This window comes from Streptomyces sp. NPDC046985 (genome assembly GCF_040644415.1).
Lineage (GTDB): Bacteria > Actinomycetota > Actinomycetes > Streptomycetales > Streptomycetaceae > Streptomyces.
The window spans coordinates 176,004-197,627 of record NZ_JBEYWK010000010.1 but is presented as its reverse complement, the minus strand read 5'-3'; the positions used below and the strand labels follow the sequence as shown (position 1 = coordinate 197,627).

At 74.3% G+C, this 21,624-nt stretch carries 17 protein-coding genes; 3 read left to right on the top strand and 14 right to left on the bottom strand.

The window, feature by feature from the left end:
* Positions 1-2: 2 nt before the first annotated feature.
* The gene (locus ABZ861_RS15720) at positions 3-722 is read left to right on the top strand and encodes an ABC transporter permease (RefSeq protein WP_361629759.1); all 720 of its coding nucleotides are present in this window, start codon (positions 3-5) and stop codon (positions 720-722) included.
* 180 nt (positions 723-902) lie between these two features.
* On the opposite strand, the gene ABZ861_RS15715 is transcribed toward ABZ861_RS15720, so the two are convergent.
* The 9 genes from ABZ861_RS15715 to ABZ861_RS15675 form a co-directional block, all read right to left on the bottom strand.
* Entirely contained in the window at positions 903-1,742 is an 840-nt protein-coding gene (locus tag ABZ861_RS15715) for an HAD family hydrolase (protein ID WP_361629756.1), read from the bottom strand.
* Entirely contained in the window at positions 1,739-3,016 is a 1,278-nt protein-coding gene (serS, locus tag ABZ861_RS15710; RefSeq protein WP_361629753.1) for a serine--tRNA ligase, read from the bottom strand. Before serS ends, ABZ861_RS15715 begins: the two co-directional genes overlap by 4 nt.
* A 581-nt stretch (positions 3,017-3,597) precedes the next feature.
* Complete coding sequence (gene pheA / locus ABZ861_RS15705) at positions 3,598-4,530, bottom strand: prephenate dehydratase (RefSeq protein WP_361629750.1); 933 nt, start codon at positions 4,528-4,530, stop codon at positions 3,598-3,600.
* A gap of 385 nt (positions 4,531-4,915) precedes the next feature.
* Positions 4,916-6,229, bottom strand: a complete 1,314-nt coding sequence (efeB, locus tag ABZ861_RS15700; RefSeq protein ID WP_361629747.1) for an iron uptake transporter deferrochelatase/peroxidase subunit — start codon at positions 6,227-6,229, stop codon at positions 4,916-4,918.
* Positions 6,230-6,236: 7 nt separating this feature from the next.
* Positions 6,237-8,762: a copper resistance protein CopC gene (locus ABZ861_RS15695; RefSeq protein WP_361629744.1), complete on the bottom strand. Its 2,526-nt coding sequence runs from the start codon at positions 8,760-8,762 to the stop codon at positions 6,237-6,239.
* A 13-nt stretch (positions 8,763-8,775) separates the two neighbouring features.
* Positions 8,776-9,192: a copper chaperone PCu(A)C gene (locus ABZ861_RS15690; RefSeq protein ID WP_361629945.1), complete on the bottom strand. Its 417-nt coding sequence runs from the start codon at positions 9,190-9,192 to the stop codon at positions 8,776-8,778.
* Positions 9,193-9,257: 65 nt separating this feature from the next.
* Positions 9,258-9,908 carry an SCO family protein gene (locus tag ABZ861_RS15685; RefSeq protein ID WP_361629741.1) on the bottom strand — a complete coding sequence of 217 codons (651 nt, stop codon included), beginning with the start codon at positions 9,906-9,908 and terminating at the stop codon, positions 9,258-9,260.
* 98 nt (positions 9,909-10,006) lie between these two features.
* On the bottom strand, positions 10,007-10,759 hold the full coding sequence (locus tag ABZ861_RS15680; RefSeq protein WP_361629738.1) for a YcnI family protein: 753 nt from the start codon (positions 10,757-10,759) through the stop codon (positions 10,007-10,009).
* Positions 10,760-10,988: 229 nt separating this feature from the next.
* Positions 10,989-11,828: a hypothetical protein gene (locus ABZ861_RS15675; RefSeq protein WP_361629735.1), complete on the bottom strand. Its 840-nt coding sequence runs from the start codon at positions 11,826-11,828 to the stop codon at positions 10,989-10,991.
* A 223-nt stretch (positions 11,829-12,051) separates the two neighbouring features.
* Here ABZ861_RS15675 and ABZ861_RS15670 point away from each other — a divergent pair, with 223 nt between their 5' ends.
* Positions 12,052-12,594, top strand: a complete 543-nt coding sequence (locus ABZ861_RS15670; protein ID WP_361629732.1) for an ATP-binding protein — start codon at positions 12,052-12,054, stop codon at positions 12,592-12,594.
* Positions 12,595-12,998: 404 nt separating this feature from the next.
* Here ABZ861_RS15670 and ABZ861_RS15665 read toward each other — a convergent pair whose 3' ends face one another.
* Both ABZ861_RS15665 and ABZ861_RS15660 read right to left on the bottom strand, forming a co-directional pair.
* Entirely contained in the window at positions 12,999-14,483 is a 1,485-nt protein-coding gene (locus ABZ861_RS15665; RefSeq protein WP_361629729.1) for an aminopeptidase P family protein, read from the bottom strand.
* A gap of 641 nt (positions 14,484-15,124) precedes the next feature.
* Positions 15,125-16,570 carry a PP2C family protein-serine/threonine phosphatase gene (locus ABZ861_RS15660; protein ID WP_361629726.1) on the bottom strand — a complete coding sequence of 482 codons (1,446 nt, stop codon included), beginning with the start codon at positions 16,568-16,570 and terminating at the stop codon, positions 15,125-15,127.
* A 624-nt stretch (positions 16,571-17,194) separates the two neighbouring features.
* On the opposite strand from ABZ861_RS15660, the gene ABZ861_RS15655 reads away from it, so the two are divergent.
* Entirely contained in the window at positions 17,195-17,860 is a 666-nt protein-coding gene (locus ABZ861_RS15655) for a bifunctional DNA primase/polymerase (RefSeq protein WP_361629723.1), read from the top strand.
* 596 nt (positions 17,861-18,456) lie between these two features.
* On the opposite strand, the gene ABZ861_RS15650 is transcribed toward ABZ861_RS15655, so the two are convergent.
* From ABZ861_RS15650 to ABZ861_RS15640, 3 genes are all read right to left on the bottom strand, one after another.
* Positions 18,457-19,422: a DUF5926 family protein gene (locus ABZ861_RS15650; RefSeq protein WP_361629720.1), complete on the bottom strand. Its 966-nt coding sequence runs from the start codon at positions 19,420-19,422 to the stop codon at positions 18,457-18,459.
* 377 nt (positions 19,423-19,799) lie between these two features.
* The gene (locus tag ABZ861_RS15645; protein ID WP_361629717.1) at positions 19,800-20,351 is read right to left on the bottom strand and encodes an ATP-binding protein; all 552 of its coding nucleotides are present in this window, start codon (positions 20,349-20,351) and stop codon (positions 19,800-19,802) included.
* A 263-nt stretch (positions 20,352-20,614) separates the two neighbouring features.
* Entirely contained in the window at positions 20,615-21,442 is an 828-nt protein-coding gene (locus ABZ861_RS15640) for a glycerophosphodiester phosphodiesterase (RefSeq protein ID WP_361629714.1), read from the bottom strand.
* Positions 21,443-21,624 lie beyond the last annotated feature (182 nt).

Below are 21,624 nucleotides of genomic sequence, written 5' to 3'. Positions count from 1 at the left end.
AGATGTACGACCCCACAGTCGCCCGACTCACCTACCGGGCCCTGCTCGGCCGCCGCCGGGCCCTCATCCTCGGCGCGCTGCCGCTGCTGCTCGTCGTGATCGCGGCAGTCGTCCGCGGTCTGGCCGGCGCCGACGACCAGACCGCGGTGAACGTCCTGGGCGGGTTCGCGCTCGCCACCATGGTGCCGATCATCGGCGTCATCGCGGGCACCGGCGCCATCGGCCCGGAGATCGACGACGGCTCGGTGGTGTACCTGCTGTCCAAGCCGCTGAAGCGGCCGACGATCGTCTTCACCAAGCTGATCGTGGCGATCGCGGTGACCATGGTGTTCTCCGCCGTCCCCACCCTGGTCGCCGGACTGATCCTCAACGGCAACGGACAGCACATCGCCGCGGCCTACACGGTGGCCGCGCTCGTCGCCTCGATCGCCTACGCGGCCCTGTTCCTCCTGCTGGGCACGGTCTCCCGGCACGCGGTGGTCTTCGGCCTGGTCTACGCCCTGATCTGGGAGGCGCTGTTCGGCTCCCTGGTGCCCGGGGCGCGCACCCTGAGCGTCCAGCAGTGGGCCCTGGCGGTGGCGCACAAGGTCGCCGGCGGGGACATGGTCACCTCCGACGTGGGTCTGCCCACGGCGACGGTGTTCCTGGTCCTGGTGACCGTGCTGGCCACCTGGTTCGCCGGGCACAAGCTGCGCTCCCTCACGCTCGCCGGAGAGGAGTGAGGGAGGGTCCGCGGGCGGGCGCCGATCACTGACCGGCGCCCGCCCGCGGACCGACCCGCGCGTCCCCGACGGCGCGCGACAAGCCGCAACCGGCGGGCGACGAGGGCGAGAGGCGAGCGCCGGGCGACGAGGCGCAAGCCGCAAGCGCCGGGCCACGAGGGGCGAGCGGCGAGCGGCGGGTCAGCCCAGCAGGCGTTCCAGCACCAGCGCGATGCCGTCGTCATCGTGGGAGGCCGTCACCTCGTCGGCGGCCGCCTTCAGCTCCGGATGGGCGTTGGCCATGGCCACGCCGTAGGCGGCCCAGCCGAACATGGGCAGGTCGTTGGGCATGTCGCCGAAGGCGATCGTGGCCGCCGCCTTGACGCCCAGGCGCCGGGCCGCGAGCGACAGCCCCGTCGCCTTGGACAGGCCGAGCGGCAGCAGCTCCACGATCCCCTCGCCCGCCACGGTGACCGAGACGAAGCCGCCCGCGGCCTGCCGGGCGACCCGGGCCAGCTCGTCGTCCGACAGCGTGGGGTGCTGGACGTAGATCTTGTTCAGCGGCGCGGCCCACAGGTCCGAGACGTCGGCGAGCGGGGTGGCCGGGAGCGAGCCGGTGAGGGCGTAGCCGGGGCCCACCAGCACCTCGCCGTCCAGACCGTCCCGGCCGGCCGCCAGGCGCAGCGGGCCGGTCTCCGCCTCGATCTTGGCCAGGGCCACCGCGGCCAGCCGCCGGTCCAGGGTCACCGAGGTGAGCAGGCGGTGCTCCCCGGCGTCGTACACCTGGGCGCCCTGGCCGCACACGGCGAGGCCCCGGTAGCCGAGGTCGTCGAGGACGTGCCGGGTCCAGGGGACGGCGCGGCCGGTGACCACCAGGTGCGCGGCGCCCGCCGCGGCGGCCGCGGCGAGCGCGTCGCGGGTGCGCGCGGAGACCGAGCCGTCGGAGCGCAGCAGCGTGCCGTCGAGGTCGGTGGCGACGAGCCGGTACGGAAGGCCGCCGGAGACGTCGTCGCCGGCGGCCGCGTGAGCGGTGGCGGTCACGGGGCGACCGGCTCCAGGACCTCCCGGCCGCCGAGGTAGGGCCGCAGCGCCTCGGGGACGTGGACGGAGCCGTCGGCCCGCTGGTGGTTCTCCAGCAGCGCCACGATGGTGCGCGGGACGGCGCACAGCGTGCCGTTCAGCGTGGCCAGCGGGCGGACCTGCTTGCCGTCGCGCATCCGGATCTGGAGCCGCCGGGACTGGAACTCGGTGCAGTCCGAGGTCGAGGTCAGCTCGCGGTACTTGCCCTGGGTCGGGATCCACGCCTCGCAGTCGAACTTGCGGGCCGCCGAGGAGCCCAGGTCGCCGGTGGCCACGTCGATCACGCGGAACGGCAGCTCCAGCGAGGTCAGCCACTGCTTCTCCCAGTCCAGCAGGCGCTGGTGCTCGGCCTGCGAGTCCTCGGGGGAGACGTAGGAGAACATCTCGACCTTGTCGAACTGGTGGACCCGGAAGATGCCGCGGGTGTCCTTGCCGTGCGAGCCGGCCTCCCGGCGGAAGCACGGGGAGAAGCCCGCGTAGCGCAGCGGCAGCCGGTCGGCGTCGATGATCTCGTCCATGTGGTACGCCGCGAGCGCCACCTCGGAGGTGCCGACCAGGTACAGGTCGTCCTTGTCCAGGTGGTAGACGTCCTGCGCGGCCTGCCCGAGGAAGCCGGTGCCCGCCATGGACTGGGGGCGGACCAGCGCGGGGGTCAGCATGGGCGTGAAGCCCGCGGCGGTGGCCTGCGCCATCGCCGCGTTGACCAAGGCCAGCTCCAGCAGGGCGCCGACGCCGGTGAGGAAGTAGAAGCGCGAGCCGGACACCTTGGCGCCGCGCTCGACGTCGATCGCGCCGAGGAGCTGGCCCAGCTCCAGGTGGTCCTTGGGCGCGAAGCCCTCGGCGCCGAAGTCGCGGATCGTGCCGTGCGTCTCCAGCGTGACGAAGTCCTCCTCGCCGCCCACCGGGACGTCGGGGTGCACCAGGTTGCCCAGCCGGAGCAGCAACTCCTGGGTCTCGGCGTCGGCGGCGTCGCGCTCGGCGTCGGCCGCCTTGACGTCGGCGGCGAGCTGGCTCGCCCGCTTCAGCAGCTCGGCCTTCTCCTCGCCGGCGGCCTTGGGGACGAGCTTGCCCAGCGCCTTCTGCTCGGCGCGCAGCTCGTCGAAGCGGACGCCGGACGACCTGCGCCGCTCGTCGGCGGACAGGAGGGAGTCGACGAGCGCGACGTCCTCTCCACGGGCGCGCTGGGAAGCGCGCGCACGGTCGGGGTCCTCACGGAGCAGGCGAAGGTCAATCACGCGGTCCAGGCTACCGGTGCCGCGTCGCCGCTCACGCACCAGTATTGACGGTGCGGGCGGCCGCGCGCCGCACGCGCCGTCATGAGCGAATTGCGCGCTGTGTCAGCGTGCGTCCCGGCGCGTGAAGGAAAGACGCGCCTTCTCCCTGGAACGGGGCGGCGGGCGGACGGCCGGTTGACCGGATTCCCTTGCGGTGCAGGGGACTTGGAGCGGTGCCTGATCGACGGTCGTCCACAGGAATCCACACCTCCGGGTGAGTTATCCACAGGCTGTGTGTAAGAACTGTGGATTTTGGAATTGATCACTCCGGAAGCGTCGAGGGGCAGGATAATTCCCCGTTCAAACCTGCCTGACATCCACTTTCGGGTGGAAAAGGGTCGTCCCAAAAGATGAACCAAGGGAAACAGACGGGCGAAGGGTGACCTACGGGAGGAGGGTGCGGCGGAAGGGGCGGCGACCGATTTGTCGACCGGACGCCCGCTGGTGTCGACTTGTCCCCAGGTCGATCGCGCTGCCTGTGGATAACTTCTGTGGATAACGAAGGTCCGCAGATAAGACCGGTCGCCACCGATCTGGTCTGCCTAGAAACGACCGTCCTGGCAGCGCGCCACCCAGTCCGCCGCCGCCATGAACTCCTCGTCCGAGGTCCCGGCGAACAGGGGCCGGAGATCGGCGACGCCGACGTCCGCCCGCGGATAGGAGCCGAGGAAACGCACCTGGAGGCAGATCCGCTTGAGCCCCATCAGGGCCTCGGCCATCCGCCGGTCGCTGATGTGCCCCTCGGCGTCGACGCAGAAGCAGTAGTTCCCGATCCCGGCGCCGGTCGGCCGGGACTGGAGCAGCATCAGGTTGATGCCGCGGCTGGCGAACTCGCCGAGCAGGTCGCGCAGCCCTCCGGGATGGTCGTCGCGCTGCCAGAGCACCACCGAGGTCTTGTCCGCGCCGCTCGGGGCGGCGGGCCGGGCGGGCCTGCCGACCAGCACGAACCGGGTCTGCGCGTTCTCCGCGTCGTGGATGCCCCGCTCCAGCGGCGCCAGTCCGTAGCGGGCCGCGGCGAACTCACCGGCGAAGGCGGCGTCGTAGCGGCCCTCCTGGACCAGCCGGGCGCCGTCCGCGTTGGAGGCGGCCGACTCCCACAGGGCGTCCGGCAGGTTGGCCCGCAGCCAGTTGCGCACCTGTGGCTGGGCGGCCGGGTGGGCGGTGACCGTCTTGACGTCCGACAGCGCGGTGCCGGGCCTGGCCAGCAGCGCGAAGGTGATCGACAGCAGCACCTCGCGGTAGATCGTCAGCGGCTCGCCCGCGACCAGCTCGTCGAGCGTGGTGGTGATGCCGCCCTCGACGGAGTTCTCGATCGGCACGAACGCCGCCTCGGCCTCGCCGGTGCGGACCGCGTCCAGCGCGGACTGCACGGACACGTAGGGGACCAATTCCCGGGTGGCGGCCTCGGGAAGCGTGCGCAGAGCGACTTCGGTGAAGGTGCCCTCGGGGCCGAGATACGCGTAGCTCGCTGGCATGACCTCACCCTAATGGCCGCCGCCCGCGTCAGCCGTGCGAGCCGCGACGCCCGTCCCGGGCGCGCGAGGCCGATGGTCTCCGGGCCGAGGGGCGGTCGGCGGCCTTCTGCATAGGTGTTCCGGCGGCCTGCTGCACGGTTGTTACGACGGTCTCCCGCGCGGGGACCGGCCCGGCGCCAATTCCTGCGCGGCAACCGGCCCGGCGCCAGCTCCCGCGCGGGAAACGGCCCCGCACCGGCCCTCGCGCGTGGAACCGGCCTGGCGTCAGCTTCTGCGCGGCAACCGGCCTGGCGTCAGCTTCCGCGCGGCAACCGGCCCGGCGTCAGCTTCCGCGCGGGAACCGGCCCGGCGCCATCCCCCGCGTAGGAGACCGGCCCGGCGCCGGTCAGCTCTCCAGCAGCCGCTGGCCCACGTACTCGCCCTTCGCCGCGCCGCCCGGCGCCGCGAACAGCCCGCTTGCCTCGTGCCGGATGAACGGCGACAGCGCGTCGCCGCGGTCCAGCTTGCGCTGGACGGGCACGAAGCCGCGCAGCGGATCCGCCTGCCAGCAGACGAACAGCAGACCGGCGTCCGGGGCGCCGTCGGCGCCGTAGCCGTCGTGGAAGGAGAAAGGCCGGCGGAGCATGGCGGCGCCGCCGTTCTGGTCGGGACGGGTGATACGGGCGTGGGCGTTGACCGGGACGACGTACGAGCCGTCCGCGCCGGTCTTCTCCAGGTCCATCGGGGTCGTCTCGGCGCCCCCGCTGAGCGGCGCCCCGTCGGACTTGTGGCGCCCGATGACGCTCTCCTGCTGGGCGCGCGCCAGCTTCTCCCAGTCGTCCAGGAGCATCCGGATGCGGCGGACGACGACATAGGAGCCGCCGGCCATCCACGCCGGTTCACCGTGATCGAGGACGAAGACGCGCTGGTCGAAGTCGTCGTCGGACGGCTTGGGGTTGCGGGTGCCGTCGACCTGGCCCATCAGGTTGCGGGTCGTCAGGGGGCGGGCGGTGGCGCCCGGGGAGCGGTTGAAGCCGTTCATCTGCCAGCGCAGCCGGGCGGCGCCGCCCGCGTCCTTCTGGATCGCGCGCAGGGCGTGAAAGGCGACCAAGGCGTCATCGGCGCCGATCTGGACCCACAGGTCGCCTCCGCTGCGGGCCTTGTCGAGCCGGTCGGAGGAGAAGGCCGGCAGGGGATCGAGGGCGGACGGCCGCTGCTTCTGGAGGCCGGTCCGGTCGAAGAAACCGTGGCCGAAGCCGAAGGTCACGGTCAGCGAGGAGGGGCCCGCGTCCTGGGCGACGCCGGTGTCGTCATGCGGGGACGGCTCGCCTGCCATCAGCCGTGCCGCCGTCGCCGACCAGCGGCGTAGCAGCGCGGCCGCCTCCGTGCGCCCGGCGCCGGCGGCCAGGTCGAAGGCGACGAGATGGCCGTGGGCCTGTAGCGCGTCGGTGATGCCGGGCTGATGTTTCCCGTGAAACATCGCCCGGTCGGCGCCCAGCGAGGTCAGCGGCGCGGCCCCGGCGGGCGCCGCCGCGTATCCCGCGGCGCCGCCCGCCGCGCCGAGAACGAGCCCGGTCGCGCCTGCCGTGCCGAGCAGCCGCCGACGCGAGACACCGGTACGGGAAGGGGCGTCCGGAGAGCCGTCCGGGGACCCGGGCCGGGTGGCGGGCTGTCGGGGGAGCCGGCCGACGGCGGTCTTCGAGGGGGACTGGTCGGTCATGGCGGGCTCAGCCGATCTGCGCGTTCTTGGCGACGGTCACCTGGTCGATGTCGGAGGTGCGCACGGTCACGGCGATCTTCCAGTCGCCCGCCAGCGGGATCTGCACTCCGCTCGCCGCCCAGTGTCCGGTGGTGATGTGGTCGGGGGCCACCGGCAGCGGCCCGATCTTCTTCGCGGCCAGGGTGAACTCGACCTTGACCTCGGGGATGTCGTACGCCGTGCCGTCGGGGCGCTGCACGTAGAGGTGCAGCTCGTTGCCGCCCACGCGTGCGGGGTCGATGTCGAGGCGTACGACGCCCTTGCCGTTCTGGCCGCCGGTGTCGTACGGCATGTCGAGGGTGACGGCGCCGGAGGAGGGGAGGGCGGACGACGAGGACGAGGAGGTCGCCGCGCCGGTCGCCGCCCTGGCCTCCTCCTCGGTGCGGCCTGGCTCGGTCTGCGTCAGGACCGTGGTGACGGCGAGCAGGACGACGGCGATGCCCGCCTCCGCCAGCACGGAGCGCCGCAGCCCGTAGCGGTGCGGATCGGCGTCGCGCAGCCGCCGCTGCCGGGCGGTGTGCACGGCGGCCTGCTGCCGGGCGAGCTGCGCGGCCCGCCGGGCATCGCTCCCGTCCGCGCCCGGTTCGGCGGCCGCGCTCCGGCGTACGGTCGCGGTCGGCGCGGCCGTCTTCGGCGCTGGAGAGGGCGCGGCCTGCGACTCCGCGGCGGGAGAGGTCGCGGCGGGAGAGGTCGCGGCCGGGGTCCGGGCGACGGCCGCCTCCCCGGGCCGGGTCTTCGCGAGCCGGGCGGCACTCTCGGCAGGGATGCCATGGGGCCGGGTGCCATCGGCTCGCATGTCATCGGCCGGGGCGCCCTCGGCCCGGGTGCCCTCGGTGGGCGCGAGTGCGGGTACGGGCGCGGGCGCCTGGGCTGGCGTCCCCGCATCGCCCTGCGCCGCCGTGGCCAGCCGCCGCGTCCAGCGCCGGGAGAACCAGCCCGTCCCGACCAGCAGCGCCACGAGGGCGATCTTGACCAGGAGCAGGCGTCCGTATCCCGTGCCGGTGAACGCGGTCCAGGAGCCGAGCTGGCGCCAGGACTGGTAGACGCCGGTGGCGGCGAGGGCGGTCACGCAGCCGAAGGCGAGGACGGAGAACCGTCGTACGGCCGAGGCGGGGACCGGAGTGTCTGCGGGGGCCCGGTACAGCGCGACCAGGAGGGCGGCGAGGCCGCCGAGCCAGCCGGCCGCGGCCATCAGGTGCACGACGTCGACCGGCATCGCGATGCCGGGCTGAAGGCCGACGGAGGCGTGCTCGGCCATCGCCCAGCTCGCCGCGAGTCCGGCGGCGACCACGGTCCCGCCGATCGCGAGCCCGAAGGTCAGGTCCCGCTTCTCCTCGCTCTCCGCGTCGTCCTCGCTTGATCCGCCGTCGCTCTCCTCCGCGGCACCCTCGCCGGACCCGCCGTCGTTCTCCTCACCGCCGCCCTCGGCGAAGCCCCTGGCCCTCTCCGGACCCCCGGCCTCATCCGAGCCCTCGGGACCCGTCGAGCCTTCGGCACCCGCCGCGCCTTCGGCACTCGCCGCGCCTTCGGCACTCGCCGCGCCTTCGGCACTCGCCGCGCCTTCGGCACTCGCCGAGCCCGACGCGCCTTCGGCTCCCGTCGAACCCTCCGCGTCCCCGGAGTCCTCCGAGCCCTCGGCACCCGCCGAACCCTCAGCGCCCTCCGCGTCCCACGCGCCCTCCGCGATCCCGGCGCGCTCCCCGCCTCCGGGCGGCTTCGCGTACGCGCCGAAGAGCACCGCGACGAACAGCGCCGCGGCGGCGAGCAGCAGCAGCCGGGAGACGAGCGCCGCCCCGGCCTTGGTCTGGAGCACCTGCCCCAGCAGCTCCAGGTCGAAGACGTCCGCGGCCTTCCCGGAGGTGGTGTAGGCGCCGCGCAGGAGCAGCAGGGCGAGGGTGGCCGCGGTGAGCGCGACCCAGCCGGAGACCACGAGCCGCTGGAGCGGCCGGACACCGGCGCCGCGCTGCCAGCAGGCCAGGACGAAGGCGGCGCCGCCGGCCAGCACCATGAACCCGGCGTAGGACACGTAGCGTCCCAGCCCGTACAGCCAGCCGACGATCCCGCCGCCCACCTCCTGGCCGCTGAGCGCGACCGAGGTCTTGGAGGGGGCGCCCACCGAGAAGGTGTAGGCGCCGCCGACCGGATGGCTGTCGGCGGAGACGACCTGGTAGGCGACGGTGTAGGTGCCGTTCGCCAGCCCGGTGCGCAGCCGGATCGCGTAGGTGGTGCCGTCGACGTGCGTCGGCGCGCCGGTGTCGACGCGTGCGCCCTTGGGGTCCAGGACGCGCAGGGAGCCGTCGTTCATGGCGACCTGTTCGGAGAACGTCAGCGAGACCTGGGTGGGGGCCTTGTCGACCACCACCCCCTGCTGCGGGTCGCTGCCGGTCAGCGCCGCGTGCGCGGCGGCGGGTCCCGCGCCGGCCAGGAGCATGCTGGCGACGGCCAGCAGCAGCAGCGCCAGCGTGCGGATGCGGGGGGCGGTGGTCTGCGTCACGGTGGTCCCTCCCTCAGTGCCCGGTCGCCGGGTTGTACGTGGCTGACTTCACCGGCATCTCGATCCGGAGGTCGCCGGACCGGGCGAAGTGCAGGTCGACGGTGACGGTCTGCCCCTGTTCGGGGCGGTGCTTCAGGCGGTCGAACATCAGGTGGTCGCCGCCGCTTCGGAAGACGAGCCGACCGTGTGCGGGGACGGCGAGGCGGCCTGCCTCGCGCATCGCGCCGTCGGCGGTCTCGTGCATGGTGACGGCGTCGGCGGCGTCGCTGCTGACCGAGGTCAGTTCGTCCTGGGCGCCGCCCTTGTTGACGACGGTGAGGAAGCCCGCGGCCATCGTGGCTGAGACCGGCTGTGGCATGTAGGAGGAGACGACGGCCAGCGACGCGCCGGAGTGCGCGCCGGATCCGGAGGCGCCGCAGCCGGTCAGCAGGGCCGTGCCGGTGAGCAGGGTCCCGGTCAGGGCCGTCGCCCTCAGCGGGAGAGAGGTGCGGCGGGTCACGGGTTCGCCCCCTGGACGATCTTGGGGAGGTCCTTGGTGTAGTCGTCGACGGTGGCGTCCTCGCCGTAGAGGACGTAGCCCCGGTCGGTCTTCGGCGAGAAGGCCATCACCTGGGTGCCGTGCACCGAGACGAGCTTGCCGTTCTTGTCCTTCCGCGTCGGCTCGACGGTGATGCCGAGGCTGCGGGCGCCCGCCTGCACGGCGGCGAAGTCGCCGGTCAGGCCGATGAACTGGGGGTCGATGCCCTTGAGCCACGAGCCCAGTTCGGCGGGGGTGTCGCGGGCGGGGTCGGTGCTCACGAACACCACCCGCAGCTCGTCCTGCTCGACGCGCGGCAGGCTCTTCTTGGCGACCGCGAGGTTGTTCATGGTCAGCGGGCAGACGTCGGGGCAGTGGGTGTAGCCGAAGTAGACGAGGGTGGGCCGCCCCGCGGTCTCCTTGCGGAGGTCGAACTTCCTGCCGTGGGTGTCGGTGAGCACCAGCTCAGGCTTGTCGAACGGCTGGTCGAGAACGGTGGCGGCCCGCTGCGCGGTCTGCCCGGAGACGACGGTGGCGGCCTTGTCGCCCTGGTCGCCGCTGCCGCAGCCGGTCAGGGTCAGCGTGGCCGCGGCGAGCAGGGCCGCCGCGGCGAACGTCTTCTTACGCATAGAGAAAGTCCCAGAGGTGAAGGGCTCCGGCACGCGCCGGGGTCGTCCCGTGAGGGCGTACGGCCCCGGCGCGGCGCGGTCGAGCTACGGCGAAACGGTCAGGCGGCGGTACGTCGGCGGCCGGCGAACACGCCGTACGCCACGCCCGCGGCGCCGAGGACGATGCCCACGACGCCGAGGACGCGGGCGGTGGTGTCGCTGCCGCTCTTCGAAGCGGCGGCACTCTGCGCGGCGGGCGCGGTGCTGGCGCCCTGGGCGGAGGCGCCGTCGGAGTCGCCGTCCGAGGCCGCGACCAGCGGGAGCACCGGGGCCGGGTTCTCCGGTTCGGCCTGTCCCTTCTGCGGCACCTCGATCCAGCGGACGACGTCCTTGTCGGAGTACGTCTGGAGCGCCTTGAAGACGAGCTGGTCGGCGTCTTGGGGAAGCTGGCCGAGGGAGACCGGGAACTTCTGGAAGAAGCCGGGCTTGATGCCGTCGCCGTCGGCGGTCCAGGTGACCTTGGTGACGGCCTCGGAGATCTTCTCGCCCTCCAGCTCGAGCGGCTTGGCCAGCTTGGCCTTGGTGACGTCGATCTTCCAGCCGTCGATCGGCTGCGGCATCACCGAGGCCAGCGGGTGGTCGGCGGGGAAGTTCACCTCGACCTTGGTGGTGGCGGCGTTGTCGCGCTCGTTGGGGACCTTGAAGTCGACGACGGTGTAGCCGCCCTTGGCGGCCGGTCCCTCCGGCTGCACGGTGACGTGCGCGAAGGCGGGGACGGACACGGCGAGGACGGCGGTCCCGGCGAGGGCGCCGACGGCGGCGAGACGCGACGTGCCGTGGCCGGCGCGCTTGAGGGCGCTGAGGGTCTTCATGACAGAGCACTCCACTTCGGGTGTGTCCGCACAGCGCCGGTGTGACCAGGCGCTGGACGGGCCGGACGGATCCGGCGCTGAGACGGATCCGGTGCTGAGAGGGAGGCGCGTGCGCGGGAGCGGCTGCGGTGCGGCCGGGCGGCCCGCGCGCGCGGACGCCGCACGACGGCGGCGGCTCCCTTCGGCGGAACCCGTAGCGGGCGGTCCGGTGGGCGCTGGGCGCGTCGTGTCAGGCGGCGAGGGCGAGGACCGCGGTCGGCGGCCCGCGGCGGGTCACCGTGTGCTGGAGGACGACGGTGCGGGGCGCGAGGGGCGCGCGCTCGGCGGCCCGGGAGCGGCGCGGGCCGGTCGCGGGCGCCGCGGGCAGTCCGGCGCGCAGCGCGCGCACCAGGGCGAGGGCCGCGCGCAGGGCGCGGACGAGCGCGCCCTCGGCGACGCCGTGCGCCGACAGCTCGATCAGCCGCAGCAGGGCCAGGTCGCCCCGGCGCAGCAGCCAGCCCGCGACGAGCGCGGCCAGCAGATGGCCCAGCAGCATGGGCGTGGACGGCAGCAGGGAGGACGCCGAACCGGCTGCGGTCAGGGCGTCCGCCGGGTGGTGCGGCGCGCCGCCGGGCGCCTGGGCGCCGGAGGAGAGGTGCGCCTCGGTGAGGATCTGGTGCGCCTGGGCGGGGGTGATCGACGAGCTGCCCACGCCGCACATGAACCGGGCGGCGCGCTCGACGAGCCCGGCGTCGGTGGCCGTCGTGGACGACGCCAGGGACGTCGGTCCGCTCGCCCCCATGCCCGCCGCGCCGTGCTGCCCCAGGCCGAACAGCGTGTGCAGCGCGATCTGCCCGACCGCGAGCGGCGCCGCGATCCCCGGCAGCGAGCGCGCCCGCCCGGCGAGCGGCGCCACGACGGCGAGGGTGCCGAGGAATCCCGCGGCCAGCGTCCACAGCGGCGCCGTGGCGCAGGAGGCCAGCGTGTGACCGGCGGCGGCCAGCACGACGCAGACCGCGGCGAACACCGCGGCCCGCAGGATCCGGAGGTCGCGACCGGCGCGTGCCGTGCGCGAGCGGGGGGCAGACATGGCGGGCTCATCATCGCACTGGCCCCGCGCGCCCCGTACGCCAGGTCCGCAAGATGCGGTACGCCCGGAAGGTCACCTTCCGTGACGGATGATCCCCGGCCTACACGAGTCGCGCCCCGGCCACATCCGCCGATCGAGCGACGAGACGACCACGCTGTGCTTACGCGCGGGCACGCGGGGCAATACGTAACGGTATGTCGAGCCGCGGCCGGGAGGCTGGAGCATGAGCATCTGGTGGTCACTCCATCTGCGGCGCGACGCCGCGAGCGTGCCGCTCGCCCGACGGCTGCTCCTCGGCGCGATGGAGACCGCGGGAGTCGACCCCGAGATCTCCTACGACCTGTCCGTCGCGCTGAGCGAGGCGTGCGCGAACGCGGTCGAGCACGGCGGCTACGCCGACGGCCCACGGGCCGCCCGGACCGCCGGGCGCGCTGAACACGCCGAGGACTCAGGACACTTCGGCGACTCCCACGACGCCGACACCTTCGAGAACGCCGACTGCGAGGCCTACTGCGTCACCGCCTACCTCGACGGGGAGACGTGCCGCATCGAGGTCACGGACACCGGCCCCGGCTTCACCGGCGCCGCCTGGCGGGCGCCGGTCCGCCCCGCGGCCGCCGACGCCGAGCACGGCCGGGGGCTGTGCCTGATCCGGGAGCTCGCCGATCATGTGCACATCGGCAACACACCGGACCGCGGCGGCGCCGTGGTGAGCTTCGACAAGGTCCTCAAGTGGCGCAAGGATCCGCCGCTGATGGCGGTGTAGCCGGCGCCTCGGCCCGGCGGGACCCCGGAATGGGCGCGGGGAGGCACCCGCGTGCGCGAGCTGGCCGTGCCGCCGAGCAGTGCCTGAAGCCCAAGGGACGGGAGGCACCCGCGTGCGCGAGCCCGCCAGGTCGGCGCGGTGGGAGGCGCCCCAAATGTGCGAGGCGCCCCTGCGTGCGCGAGCCCGCCGAACGACCCCGAGCGGCAGGCGCGCGGCCGGGGAAACGCCCCCCGCGGTGGACGAGCCCACCGCGGGAACCCTTGACGAAGTCCGCGCCGGAGACTAGGCGCCCCGCGTGCGCGAGCCCTCCGTGCGAGCGGCCCGCGCGCCCCCCGCGCGCGACCCCTCCTGGCATGCGCAACGGCCGGGCGCCCGAGGGAACCCGGCCGTCGCGCAGTGACGTGTCAGCTCTTCAGCGACGCCATCCACGCCTCGACCTCGTCGGAGCGGCGCGGCAGGGCGGCCGAGAGGTTCCGGTTGCCGTCCTCGGTGACCAGCACGTCGTCCTCGATGCGGACGCCGATCCCCCGGTACTCCTCCGGGACCGTCAGGTCGTCGGCCTGGAAGTACAGGCCCGGCTCGACGGTGAGGACCATGCCCGGCTCCAGCGTGCCGTCCACGTAAGTCTCGGTGCGCGCGGCGGCGCAGTCGTGGACGTCCATGCCGAGCATGTGGCCGGTGCCGTGCAGCGTCCAGCGGCGCTGGAGGCCCAGCTCCAGGACCCGCTCCACCGGACCCTCGACCAGGCCCCACTCGACGAGCTTCTCGGCCAGCACCCGCTGGGCGGCGTCGTGGAAGTCGCGGTACTTGGCGCCGGGCCGCACGGCCGCGAGGCCGGCCTCCTGGGACTCGTACACGGCGTCGTAGACCTTCTTCTGGATCTCGCTGTACGTGCCGTTCACCGGCAGCGTGCGCGTGACGTCGGCGGTGTAGAGGCTGTGCGTCTCCACGCCCGCGTCCAGCAGGAGCAGGTCGCCGGAGCGGACCGGGCCGTCGTTGCGCACCCAGTGCAGCGTGCAGGCGTGCGGTCCGGCGGCGGCGATGGTGCCGTAGCCGACGTCGTTGCCCTCGACGCGGGCGCGGAGGAAGAAGGTACCCTCGACGTAGCGCTCGCTGGTCGCCTCGGCCCGGTCGAGGACCTTCACCACGTCCTCGAAGCCGCGCACCGTGGAGTCCACGGCCTTCTGCAGCTCGCCGACCTCGAAGTCGTCCTTGACCAGACGGGCCTCGGAGAGGAAGACGCGCAGCTCCTCGTCGCGCTCGGCGGTGACCTTGTCGGTCAGCGCCGCCTCGACCTCCGCGTCGTGGCCGCGCACCACCCGGACCGGCCCGGCGGCCTCGCGCAGCCGCTCCGGCAGCTCGCGCACGTCGGCGGCCGGGATGCCGTACCGCTGCCCGGCCTCGGCCAGGGAGTGGCGGCGCCCGACCCACAGCTCGCCCTGCCCGGAGAGCCAGAACTCGCCGTTCTCCCGGTCCGATCGCGGCAGCAGGTGGATCGTCGCCCGGTGGCCGTCCGCGACGGGCTCCAGTACCAGGACGCCGTCCTCGGTCTGGTCGCCGGTGAGGTAGGCGTACTCGACCGACGCGCGGTAGGGGTACTCGGTGTCGTTCGAGCGGACCTTCAGACGGCCCGCGGGGATCACCAGGCGCTCGCCGGGGAAGCGCGCGGACAGCTCGGCGCGGCGGCGGGCGGTGTGCTCCGCCTGCTCGACCGGCTTCAGGTCGCGCAGCTCGGTGTCGGCCCAGCCGGACGTCATGTTCTCGGCGAGCTCGTCGGACACGCCCGGATAAAGGCCGTTCTTGCGCTGCTTGATCGGCTCCTCGGGCTCGGCCTCCGGGCCCGCTGCGACAGCAGCGGAATCCGATACGGCCGGGAGTTCCTCTGCCACGGTCTTCCTCCTCGGTACGGCACTGAACCACTCCCCATCGTACGGTCGCGCCGCAGGGGGCCCGGGGCGGCGGCGCCCGTCACCGGCGGGGCGTCCCGTCCACACGGGAACCGCGGGAGCTGCGGGAACGGACCGGGGGGACCCAGGAGCCCGGGGAGCGAGCGGCCCGGGGGCTTCGGGGTCCGGGGCCCGGGAGGGCGTTGACGGATCCCGGGAGTTCCACGGACCCGGGCCCTACGGACCCCGGCCCCCCCGGACCCCCGGCCCCACGGGACCCTGGGCCAACGGACCCCAGCCCAATGGACGGACCCCCGCCGCACGGACTCCGGGCTGGCGGGCCGACAGACCCGATGGCCCAGGGCTCCGACGAGCGCCCGGCCGCGCCCCGGCCGGGCGGAGGGGTGCATCAGGGGGCGCTGTCCGAAGCGGTCCGCCCCAGCCGTCGGCCCCGCCGTCCGAGGGGAGGGGCCCACAGGAGCCCCACAGGAGCCCCACAGGACCCCCATCAGCACTGGCGTGCGCTCCCCCGAACGGCACGCGGGCTCTGCACGGACCACGCACGGACCACGCACGGGCCACGCGCGGGTCATCCGCAGCCCGCTGCGGACCCTCAGCCCGCTGCGGACCCTCCCCCTGCCCCGCTACTCGAAGCGCACCGCCAGCAGCGCCACGTCCTCCACGCCCCCGGAGGCGTCCAGGCCGTCCGGCAGCACGGTGCGCAGCACGTGGTCGGCGACCGCGCCCGGATCGCCGCGCAGCGCGCGCGGGACGCCGGCGGCCGCCGCGTGCAGCCGGGCGAAGGCGCGGTCGGCGGGGTCCCCGGTGCGGTGCAGCAGCCCGTCGGTGTAGAGCAGCACCGTCTCGCCCGCGGCCGCCTGGAACTCCACGCTGGGGGCCTCCCAGCAGGCGAGCATGCCCAGCGGCGCGGAGAGGGAGGTCTCCACGAACTCCGTGCGCCGCTCGCCGACCAGCAGCGGCGGGCTGTGCCCGGCGCCGGCCACGGTGACCCGGCGCAGCGCGGGCTCGCAGTAGGCGAACAGGGCGGTGGCGCGGCGGGCGGGCTCGGTCAGGCGCAGCAGCAGTTCGAGGTCGGACAGCACGGCCACCGGATCCTCGCCCTCCATGACCGCGTACGCCCGCAGCGAGGCGCGCAGCCGGCCCGCCGCGGCGACCGCGCCGGGCCCGGCGCCGGTGACCGAGCCGACGGCGAGGCCGAGCGCGGCGTCGGGCAGCGGCAGCGCGTCGTACCAGTCGCCGCCGCCGCGCGGGCCGGTGCGGCGCCGGGCGGCGAGCTGGACGCCGGGGACGCGGGGCAGCCGGGAGGGGAGCAGCTCCTCGTACAACGTCGTCATGCACGCGCGCGTACGGTGACGCTCCAGGAGCCGCCCCAGGTGCTCGGCGGCGCAGCGGACGTACAGGCCGGCGAGGCGGCGTTGGCGCGCGGAGGGTTCGGCGGGCTCGTCGTAGAGCCACAGGGCGGCGCCGAGGCGACCGGCGCCCTCGGCGGACAGGGGCAGCGCGTAGCTAGCGGCGTAGCCGAGGCGGGCGGCGACCTCGCGGTGGCGCGGGTCGAGGCCCGGCTCGGCGAACAGGTCGGGGCGCACTGCCTCGCGGTCGCCGCCGGGCGGTCCGGCCGCGGCGTCCAGGAGCGGGGCGTGGGGCATCGCGTCGCGCGGCACGGTCTCGAGGCAGCCGAGGTCGGCGCGGGACAGGCCCAGGCCGACGGTGGTGTCGGGGCCCAGGCCGTCCTCGGGCTCCAGCACGGCGAGGCCGCGCCGTGCGCCCACCAGGACCGCGCCTGCGCGCAGCAGTTCCCGCAGGGCGTCGTCGACTTCGTCGGTCCTGGCCAGCCGCTCGGTCAGCTCGTGCAGGGCGGTCAGGCCGCAGACCCAGCCCGCGAGCCGGTCCTGGAGGAGGGCGCCGGGCGGGCGGTGCGGCCCGGCGGGTGCGGGGAGCGTGTGCGGGGCCTGTGCGGGACGCGGGTCGGCGGGGGTCTCCGGGGCCGGGGAGGCGGGCGGGGCAGTGTGTGCGGGAGCGGGAACCGTTGAATTGATTTCGGACACTTTCGAAGCGTGGGGAGCGTTCATGGCGTCCGGCTCTCCGGCCGGTGCGTACCGCTCAAAAGCATCGCGAACCCCCATGTCCTCTGCGCCGCCGGCAGTGTCTCCACATGTACACACACTCGTGCGGTGATGTCCAGTATTGTCCTGCTGGGATTCCTGGTGTCCGTGCGTCTCCGGGGATCTCTCTTCACACCCCTTGCGCGGTAACGAAGTTGGCTTGAAACTGCCTCGGGTGAAGGTCCGCTGCGGTCGACTGGGTGCGCTCGACAGAGCGTCACAGCGGTCGTGATGGGTACGTACTCGGAGAAGGCCAGGGGTGGTGGGGGCCGCCCGGAACCTGGTGCCGGACCCGGACGTCTTAGCCACCGACGACCGTGCCCCATCCTCGCGTGACGGCGGCGGAGAGCAGAACGCGCGGCGGCAAAGCGCCACGCTCCGCCACCCCACGCCATGCCCGTGCTCTGGTGAGACGCGTGGACGGGCTGCCGCGACGGCGGCCCATGCTCGGCCCGGAGAGGCGCCCCGTGCTCGCGGCAGGGGCGTGATGCGCCAACAGGTACGCACAGCACGGCGAAGTGCAGCGATCGACCCATGGTGTGATGTGGCCCACGGTGTTGCCAGCGGTGCAACGGAAAGGAACGAGCGCTCATGCGCGAGATCCCCGGAAGGCGACGCAGGCCGACCCCCGGGCGCGGTGACGGGACGTCCGAGCCGATCGGCGCGGCCCTGACCTACGCGGCCCGGTGGGGGTGGCCGGTCCTGCCGGGCGTGGCCCCGGACGCGCGGCGGCCGGGCCGCTGCGGCTGTTCCGACCCCGCGTGCACGGTGCCCGGAGCACACCCGTTCGAACCCGGTCTCCTCGCGGCCACCACGGACGCCCGGATGGTGCGCTGGTGGTGGACCAACCGGCCGACCGCGCCCGTCGTCCTGGCCACCGGCGGCCGGGCGCCCTGCGCGGTGAGCCTGCCGGCGCTCCCCGCCGCCCGCGCCGTCCGCGCCCTCGACCGCGCCGGGATGCGGCTCGGCCCGGTCGTCGCCTCGCCCGCGCGCTGGGCGATCCTCGTCAAGCCGTACTCCCTGGAGCAGCTCGGCGAACTGCTGCACGCCAAGGACTTCGTGCCCGGTTCGCTCCGCTTCCACGGCGAGGGCGGCTACCTTGCCCTGCCGCCCTCCGGCACCGGCGCCGGGCGGATCCGCTGGCAGCGCGCCCCGCTGCCGGGCTCCGCCTCGCCCTGGGCGCCCGACGTCGAGGCGGTGGTGGACGCCGTGGTCGACGCCCTCACGCACACGGGTGTGAGCGCGCCCGAGTTGTAGGGGTCGCGCGCCGTCGCCCTGCCGCTCGCCGTCGCCCCAGCGGGACGGGCGGGCGGTCGCCGTTCCGCGGGCACGGCGGGTCCCGCGGGGCGGGTGGGCGACCGGGGCGATGCGAACGCGGCGGCTTCCGCGAGGCGGGGGCGACCGGGCCGATGCGAACGCGGCGGCTTCCGCGGGGCGGGTGGGCGACCAGGGCGATGCGGACGCGGCGGCTCGCGCGGGACACGGGACAGGCGGGCGGACTTCGCGCGGCCCCCGGCGACCGCACCGTGCGGACCCAGTGCGCGCGGCAAGCAACTTTTCTTCGGAAGAGGGCAGTTGCCGTCCGACCGCGTTCGGTGAGCGGCGGCGGGCATGAAAAGACCCGGTTGCTGGCGACGGGGGATGCACCAGCAACCGGGCTACTGGAACGGTAACAAGAGATCGCCGGTTCGCAAATTCGATCCTGGCTTTCCAGTCACCCCGCAGGTTGCGTTTCCGGTCACCGACTGGCCCGTACGCGACGGGAGTTGTGACAGCGGTCACCTGTTCCGGAACCGGCGCCGACCGCACGCGGCGGGCGGTGCGGCAGCCCGCGGGGCGGCGGCCCGGAAGCGTCAGCTCAGCGTGACCTGCCGGTTGGTCAGGCCGCCACGGGCCCGGCGCTCTTCGGGAGTCAGCGACGCGTCCGCGGCCAGCGCGGCGGCCAGCCGCTCGGCGAACTCGGCGGCCGGCTTCTCCATGTCCTCGGCGCCCATCCCGCTGGGCAGGTCCCACACGGGAACCGTGAGGCCGTGCGCGCGGAACGAGCCGACCAGGCGGGTGCCCTCGCCGAGGTCCGAACGGCCCGCCGCGTGCAGTCGCGCCAGGGCGTCCAGCAGTGCCTCCTCCGGGTGCGGCATGACCCAGCGCAGGTGGTTCTTCTCCGGCGTCTCGCACCAGTACGCGGCCTCGACGCTGTGCAGGCGCACCGTCGGGATGGCCGCCGCGTTGGCGCGCTCCAGGGACGCGGAGACCTCCGGGGCGGCGTTCTCCGCGTCCGGGACCCAGAACTCGAAGCCCGTGTGCACCACCGGCTCGAACGGGGCGTCGGCGACGAGCAGGTCCTGCAGTCGCGGGCCCTCGGCAGGGGCGCGGCGGCCCTGCACGGGCGTGCCCGGCTCGGCCTCCAGGGCGCGCTGGAGGGTGTCGGCGAGATCGCGGCTGATGTCGCCGGAGGCGGTGTCGTTCTGCAAGCCGATCAGCACCGAGCCGTCCTCGCGGCGCAGCGCGGGCCAGGCCATCGGGAGCACCGTGGCCAGGCTGACCGACGGGACGCCCTCGGGCAGCCCCTCGCGGAGCGTCAACGGGGCCGTGGCGGCGGGCACCAGCTCGCGCAGCGCCACCCAGTCGCACTCGCCGGACAGCCCTTCGAACGGCCGCTGCACCAGCTCGGTCGCGGCGTGCGCGGCGGCTCGGCCGTGGCAGGCCTTGTAGCGCCGGCCGCTGCCGCACGGGCACGGCTCGCGGGCGCCGACGACCGGGATCTCCCCGTCCGTGAGCTGCGGGCGCTCGGCCTTCGTCTGGGGTCGCTTCTTGGCCATCTGGGTGTCTCCCGGTTACGGCTCGTCTCGTACGGGCGCGAGCCTAGCCGTTCGCGCCGTCCCCGAAGGGGAGCTGCGCACGGGGCGAGGAAAAGGGGCGGCGGCGGGGCGACGGAGCCGGCGCCCCGCGCGCCCGGATGCCGTGCGTCCCGCGCGCCCAGACGCCGTGCCCGCCCCTTGTGCCCTACGCGCTCAGACGCCGCATGCCTCTCGCGCCCAGACGCCGTGCCCGCCCCTTGTGCCCCGCGCGCCCAGACGCCGCGTGCCCCCCGTGCCTAGACGCCGCGCCCGCCCCTCGTGCTCCACGCGCTCAGACGCTGGCCCGCTCCACGCACCCAGACACTGCCCGCCCCGCGCCCAGACGCCGCCCCCAACCGTCAGTCCAGCTCCTCCACAGCATCCGCGAAGCTCAGCTCGGCCATCGCCGACACCGAGGGGGCGGTGACGCGCGTAGCGAAGTCGTCGCGGCGGCGCCCGGCGTCCGGGTCCCGCGCGTCGTCATGGACGATCACCCACACGGTGACCTCGCCGTGCACGTCGTCCCGTACGCCCCAGTCGGCGCAGAGCGCGGTGACGATGTTCAGCCCGCGACCGCCGTGCGCCGTCACCGAGGGAGTGGCCGGGGCGGGCCGGGTCGGACCGCCGCCATCGGTGACCTCGACCACCAGCCGGCCGTCCGCGTCCACGCGCCAGGCGGCCCGTACGTCGCCGTCGCCGACGGCCGCACCGCCCAGGGGCCGCCCGTGCGTGCACGCGTTGCCCAGCAGTTCGGAGAGGATCAGCACGGCGTCGTCGACGATCGATTCCGGCACGCCGCCGCCGCGCAACTGATCGCGCATCCGGTGCCGGGCTTCCCTCACGCCCGCAGGGCCGTGGGGTACGGCCATGCTCGACGACGCGGGCACCTCCTGTGCCACCACCAACGCCACCCCCGAGACCTCCTTCGCCCCACGCCACGGTGTGGATGCCCCAGCGGCCGGAAGCGGAAACCGGCCGTTCCGCGTCCGGTGACGCACGCGCGACGACCGAACACGCTTCGCACACGCGCCGAGCGCGCCGGAGCACTCCCTGTCGTCCCACGTCGTCACACGTCGGGGTGTGGCCGGATTTCTGCGGTATGGCCGAAACCGGGACCTGGACAATGCTTCAGCCGAACCTCCCAGGTCAAGCCCCGTGACGGAACCGCGTCCGATCAGCGGCCGAGCTGCCGCAGGACGGCGCTCGGCCGGTTGGTGATGAGGGCGTCCACGCCCAGCTCGACGCAGAGGTCCACGTCCTCGGGCTCGTTCACGGTCCACACGTGCACCTGGCGTCCCACCTGCTTCAGCCGCTCGACGTAGCCGGGGTGGGTGCGGACGATCCGGATCGAGGGGCCCGCGATCCCCACCCCCGCCGGCAGCCGCCCGTCGCGCAGCCGGGGCGAGACGAACTGCATCAGGTAGACCGTCGGCAAGGTCGGCGAGACGGCCCGCACCCGGTGCAGCGACCGCGCCGAGAAGCTCATCACACGCACCGGGGACTCGGCGGCCGAGGCGGGGGCGTCCAGGCCGAACCGTTTCAGCAGGGCCAGCAGCCGCTCCTCTACCTGCCCCGCCCACCGGGTCGGGTGCTTGGTCTCGACGGCCAGCTCGACCCGCCGCCCGGCGTCGGCGACCAGTTCCAGCAGCCGTTCCAGGGTGAGCACCGAGGTCTCCTCGGGGTCCTCCGGCCGCACCTCCCAGTCGGGCTCCTCGTCCCGGCCGCGCCAGGCCGCGCGGGCGCGCACCGAGCCGAAGTCGAGGGCGGCGAGGTCGGCCAGCTCCAGGGCGGAGACGGCGCCGCGCCCGTTCGACGTACGGTTGACCCGGCGGTCGTGCACGCAGACGAGGTGGCCGTCCGCGGTGAGGCGTACGTCGCACTCAAGCGCGTCGGCGCCGTCCTCGATGGCCTTCCGGTAGGCGGCCAGCGTGTGCTCCGGGGCGGCCTCGGAGGCTCCGCGGTGGGCGACGACTTGGATGGGGTGCCGGCGAGCGTGGGTCACCGCGTCATCGTGCCACCGTCGCGGGGTAGACGTGACGGCGAACGGAGGTCGATAAAGTGTCCGTTTCGCAGGAGATGCCCTATATAAGGAATGGGATCGGACCCACAGCGACCGCTTATGGTGCTCTGACGCCCGGTGGGAAAAGCTGACGACATACACATGGACGCACGTGTGACCTGCAC

Coding starts and splice junctions, on each gene's coding strand:
- ABZ861_RS15720 (WP_361629759.1), top strand. CDS start 3: ATGTACGACCCCACAGTCGCCCGACTCACCTACCGGGCCCTGCTCGGC.
- ABZ861_RS15655 (WP_361629723.1), top strand. CDS start 17,195: ATGCGCGAGATCCCCGGAAGGCGACGCAGGCCGACCCCCGGGCGCGGT.
- ABZ861_RS15650 (WP_361629720.1), bottom strand. CDS start 19,422: ATGGCCAAGAAGCGACCCCAGACGAAGGCCGAGCGCCCGCAGCTCACG.
- pheA (WP_361629750.1), bottom strand. CDS start 4,530: ATGCCAGCGAGCTACGCGTATCTCGGCCCCGAGGGCACCTTCACCGAA.
- ABZ861_RS15670 (WP_361629732.1), top strand. CDS start 12,052: ATGAGCATCTGGTGGTCACTCCATCTGCGGCGCGACGCCGCGAGCGTG.
- efeB (WP_361629747.1), bottom strand. CDS start 6,229: ATGACCGACCAGTCCCCCTCGAAGACCGCCGTCGGCCGGCTCCCCCGA.
- ABZ861_RS15685 (WP_361629741.1), bottom strand. CDS start 9,908: ATGCGTAAGAAGACGTTCGCCGCGGCGGCCCTGCTCGCCGCGGCCACG.
- ABZ861_RS15680 (WP_361629738.1), bottom strand. CDS start 10,759: ATGAAGACCCTCAGCGCCCTCAAGCGCGCCGGCCACGGCACGTCGCGT.
- ABZ861_RS15675 (WP_361629735.1), bottom strand. CDS start 11,828: ATGTCTGCCCCCCGCTCGCGCACGGCACGCGCCGGTCGCGACCTCCGG.
- ABZ861_RS15660 (WP_361629726.1), bottom strand. CDS start 16,570: ATGAACGCTCCCCACGCTTCGAAAGTGTCCGAAATCAATTCAACGGTT.